The 4,539-nt window shown below is 70.6% G+C and carries 3 protein-coding genes and 1 pseudogene; 1 reads left to right on the top strand and 3 read right to left on the bottom strand.

The features are described from left to right. The coding region (locus tag G5C65_RS31640; protein WP_165302479.1) for a HelD family protein at window positions 1-2,225 on the bottom strand (2,225 nt) is incomplete at its 3' end. Window positions 2,226-3,114: 889 nt separating this feature from the next. On the opposite strand from G5C65_RS31640, the gene G5C65_RS38725 reads away from it, so the two are divergent. Continuing rightward, entirely contained in the window at window positions 3,115-3,624 is a 510-nt protein-coding gene (locus G5C65_RS38725) for a hypothetical protein (RefSeq protein ID WP_206442490.1), read from the top strand. Window positions 3,625-3,640: 16 nt separating this feature from the next. Here the strand turns inward: G5C65_RS38725 and G5C65_RS38720 are convergent, their stop codons facing one another. After that, the gene (locus tag G5C65_RS38720) at window positions 3,641-3,901 is read right to left on the bottom strand and encodes a hypothetical protein (protein WP_206442489.1); all 261 of its coding nucleotides are present in this window, start codon (window positions 3,899-3,901) and stop codon (window positions 3,641-3,643) included. A gap of 148 nt (window positions 3,902-4,049) precedes the next feature. Then, window positions 4,050-4,392 (bottom strand): annotated as a pseudogene (locus tag G5C65_RS31625) (integrase core domain-containing protein); the annotation flags it as partial. Between the last annotated feature and the right edge of the window lie 147 nt (window positions 4,393-4,539).

Raw genomic sequence — 4,539 nt, 5'->3', positions numbered from 1 at the left:
GCCCCGTCCAGCGCCCCCAACCCCGCCGGCAGTTCTCCCGCGTGCAGGATGCCGAGGCGCTGGGTGGCACGGGTCAGGGCGACGTACAGGTCGCTGGTGGGCATCTCGCCCGGCTCGACGACGAGCACGGAGTCGAACTCCAGCCCCTTCGCCTCGCGCGGCCCGAGCAGCGCGATCGGACGGGTGAGGTCGAGGGCGGGGCCCGTGGTGGCGTCGGGGAGGGCGGCGGCCAGGGCCGCGTGCAGGCGGTGCGGGGCGATCACCGCGAGGCGACCCTCGCCGGGCAACCCGTCGGCGGCGGCGCGGGCCGTCCGGGCGGCCAGCTCGTCCGGCGCGCAGGCCAGGCTCCAGGGCCGTACGCCGGTGGCCCGTACCGAGTGCGGCGGCTCGAAGTCCGGCCGTACGGCCCGCATCACGGCGGCGGCGACGTCCATCACCTCGGCCGGGGTGCGGTAGTTGACGCCGAGCCTCGTGTGCTCCCAGCGGTCCTCGACGTACGGCCGCAGGATCTCCTCCCAGGAGCCGAGCCCGCCGCCCTCCTCGCTGGTCTGTGCCGGGTCGCCGACCAGCGTCATGGAGCGGGTGGGGCTGCGCCGCATCAGCAGCCGCCACGCCATCGGCGACAGCTCCTGCGCCTCGTCCACGATGATGTGCCCGAACGTCCAGGTGCGGTCGGCCGCCGCGCGCTCGGCCGCGCTGCGGTGGTCGGCCTCCTCCTGCCGTTCGGCCATCCGCTCGGCGTCGATGAGGTCGTGCGCGCCGAGCACCTCGGACTCGGCGTCCTCGTACTCGTACGTCTCCGAGCCGCGCGCCACCTCCAGCACGCCCTGCGCGTAGGCGATCCGCTCCTGCCGCTCGGCCTCCATGGCCGCGCGTTCCGCGCTGTCGTCCACGCCGAGCAGTTCGGCCGCCTCGTCCAGCAGCGGCACGTCGGCGGGCGTCCACTCCGCGCCGTGCGGGCGGCGGATCGCCGCCGCGTCCTCCGCCGCGAGGCGGGTGGGCTCGGCCAGGAAGTCCGCCACGAACCTCTCGGGCGTCATCGGCGGCCACAGCTCCGCGAGTGCCGCGTGCACCTCGGGGCTGGCCGCGACGCCCTTGCCGAGTTGCGCGATGTCGTCGGGGCCGAGGAAGTTGGGTCCGCCGTACGGGTCGGCGCCGAGCCGCTCGGTCAGCTGCGAGGTGAGCGCGTCGATGACGTGGAACGCGAAGTGCGGGCGGGCCAGGTTGTGCGGGAGGAGCGTGGCGCGCGCCGCCTGACGCGCCTCGTAGGCGATCTCCCAGTCGATGACGAGATCGCCGTCGTCGTGCGGGATCACCAGCGGCGCCCCCGGCTCGGGCGTCGTCTGCCGGTCCCGTACGGCCGCCGCCAGCGCCTCCGCCAGCTCCGCGCGGCCCTTCACGGCGGCGGCGCGCGCCGTGTCCCTGCCGGTGGCGCGGATGCCGGGGTACAGCTCACCGAGGGTCGCGAGCAGGACGCCCGTCTCGCCGAGCGAGGGCAGCACCGCGCCGATGTAGCCGAGGAACGCAGGGTTCGGCCCGACGATCAGCACGGCGCGGCGGGCGAGCAGCTCGCGCTGCTCGTAGAGCAGATACGCGGCCCGGTGCAGCGCCACTGCGGTCTTGCCGGTGCCCGGCCCTCCCTCCACCACCATCACCTGCTGGTGCGAGGCACGGATCACTCGGTCCTGCTCGGCTTGGATGGTGCGCACGATGTCGGCCATCCGGCCGGTGCGGGCCGAGTTGAGCGCGGCGAGCAGCACCGCGTCCCCGGCCGGGTCCTCGTGCCCGGTCCGCTCCCGGTCGGTTGGATCCATGAACTCGTCGTGCAGCGCGGTGACGGTACGGCCGCTGCTGGTGATGTGCCGGCGGCGGCGCAGTCCCATCGGAGTGTGGCCGGTCGCGAGATAAAAGGGGCGCGCGACGGGCGCCCGCCAGTCGATGAGGAGGGGCGTCCGGTCGGCGTCGTCGGCGCGGATTCCGATACGGCCGATGTGGTGCACTCCGCCGCCGGTGAGATCGACCCGCCCGAAACACAGCGACCCGTCCACGGAGTTCAGTGCGGCGAGCAGCCCGGACTGCTCGGCGATCATCACATCCCGCTCCAGCCGGGCCTGCTGCCCGCTCTCCGCACGGCCGAGTCCGCCCTCCACGGCGCTCTCCGCTTCGCCGCGCAGGTGGTCGACCCGGCGGTAGAGCCGGTCGACGAATTCCTGTTCACGCTGCAATTCCGCGTCGTGCGACGCATTATTTGACAAGGCGACTCCCGCCCGGATAGACTGCCCTCATTGAAGGTGTTTTGCGGTTCAGGGGTGATGAATTCGCAAACAACCCATAGTCCTAAAGGAATCCCCCGGCTGTCAATCCGGCCGGGGGATTCCTTTGTTCCGGACGCCTCCGCGAACGGGCGGACCCCCCGCGAACCGTCAGGCACGCCGGCCCATCCGCCGGCAAGGGCACCCACGGGAAGAGTCCCGCGGCTGCGTATCCGTATGAGGGACACGGTCCGTCCGAGTTGAAATTCACCGTGAAGACGGCGAAGCCGAACGCCGGGATCGATACCCCGGCAAGGTACAGGAGGGTGCGTGGCCCATCGCCCGGCCAGGCCGACGTCCGCGTGCGGCAGCCGGGGTGGGAAATGTGCGCCCGACGTCCGAATGCAGTCGCCGCGATCCACTCTCTCAACGAGCATCAAGAGCGTCACGGGCGTCATTTCGGCGTCAGGATATCGCCCGTAACACCCATTACACCACCGATGGCCCCGGCTGGGACCAGGCGAGGTCGATAGGACCCGAACGAGGGGTGGTAGCAGCCCGCGAGGGACGACCGCACTACGTTGGGGCCCGCCCGCAGATCGGTGAGGTGGAGCCGGATCGTGAAGTACACGCTGACGGATGGGAGTTGATCTCCCGCCTCCGGTCCTCCACCGCTGGGAAGCTCACCGTCCCCGCCCCGGGGCCGCAGACACGAGGCCGGTGGCGGGCCGCCCGCTATCACGCACTTCACCACGGGCACGTCCCGCGAGGGCACAAGCTCCGGTGGACCGGGCGCCAGCGAGGCGACAGCGTCTTCACGCTGGTCGATGAGGAAGCCGAGAAGGCGGCACAGCCTCCGCCTGTGCCCACGGTCGACGTTCCTGACGTGCTGGAGCGGCCTCACCGTCTGGTCCGGGCGACACGCAGGGCTCTCGGCAGGTCCAAGACCGTGGTGGATACCCGCGACCAAGCCGAGGCCATCCCTCTGCATCTGTCACGTGGGCACGTCGATCGGGCTTTGCGGATCATGCATGCGCTCCTGACCGAGGCAGCGCAGCGTGGGTACCAGGTGGAGGCTCGAACCGATCCGCAAAGCGGCACGGCCGTACACCAGATGGTGGTCGTCATCCGGGGGCACGCGTTCCCGCTCGCGCTGACGGAACGGATGACGAAGGTGCCGCACGAGCCGACACAGCAGGAGCTGCGCTGTCAGGAGCGAAACCCCTGGATTCGTATCCCGACGTACGACCATGAGTTCAACGGCCGTCTCGCAATCGGCGCACCCGTGGGGACCTGGCATCAGCATGCCTACACGCACAGCGACGGTGCACGGTGGACGTTGGAATCCCCGACTCGGCCACCTCCTGCGTGATCTCGAACGCCATGCCTCAGAGATGGAACGTCGCCAGCAGGAGCGAAAACGTCGTGAGGCCGAGCAGCAGCGCCAGTGGTACGCCGCTGTCCGAGAGGCACGCAGAGCGCAGGTCGAGGAGCACCGGGCGAAGGTCTTGGCCGACCAGGTGCTCAAATGGCGACAAACCTCTGAGATCCGCGCGCTGTGCGAGGCAGCCCGCGCTCGGGCGAGGGATGCCCCGGCTCTTGTCACCGTCGGCGTCGAAGAAGAGAGCGTTGTCGACGGCCGGCACCATGTGTACTTGCGCCAGTTGCCGTCGCTCAGCCGACGTCCGGCCCGGCCCTTCGTGATGGTGGCGAAGACCAGAGCATCGCGGTCGAGCCGATGGGAATGGCGTGCAGCCGAGCCGAGTGGGACTGCTGCATGATCGGGTGACAGCGGGGCTATGCGGCCAGGGCTGCGGGTGGGGTCATGATGGTCTCGTACTCGACGGGGTCAATCGGCCCAGGCGTCGTTGCCGTCGGCGCCGATGGTAGGTGCGCTCGATCCAGGTGACGATCGCGATCCGCAACTCCTGGCGGGTGGCCCAGGCACGGCGGTCGAGGACATTCTTCTGCAGGAGTGCGAAGAAGCTCTCCATCGCGGCGTTGTCGCCGCGGCCCCGACCCGGCCCATGGAGCCGACCAGGCCGTGCCGGGTGAGGACGGCGGCGACCTTGCGGGAGCGGAATTGCGATCTGCGGTCGGAGTGCACGTCCCTGACGGCACACAGGTACAGCTTGCCCTCGCCTCTGTCGGCGTACAGATGCATCAACGAGTACCTAGTGCCGTGACCGGAGACCACGAGCCCGAACCGGGCTCTACGACGAAGGTATGGGGCGTGGGGCGTGGTTCGGGGGCCAGTCAGTGCAGTTGGGTGGCGCGGTGGAGGAGG

It is taken from the genome of Streptomyces boncukensis (assembly GCF_011045075.1).
Lineage (GTDB): Bacteria > Actinomycetota > Actinomycetes > Streptomycetales > Streptomycetaceae > Streptomyces > Streptomyces boncukensis.
Note: the sequence above shows the minus strand (reverse complement) of the source record. Positions and strands in the feature narration are given on the sequence as shown.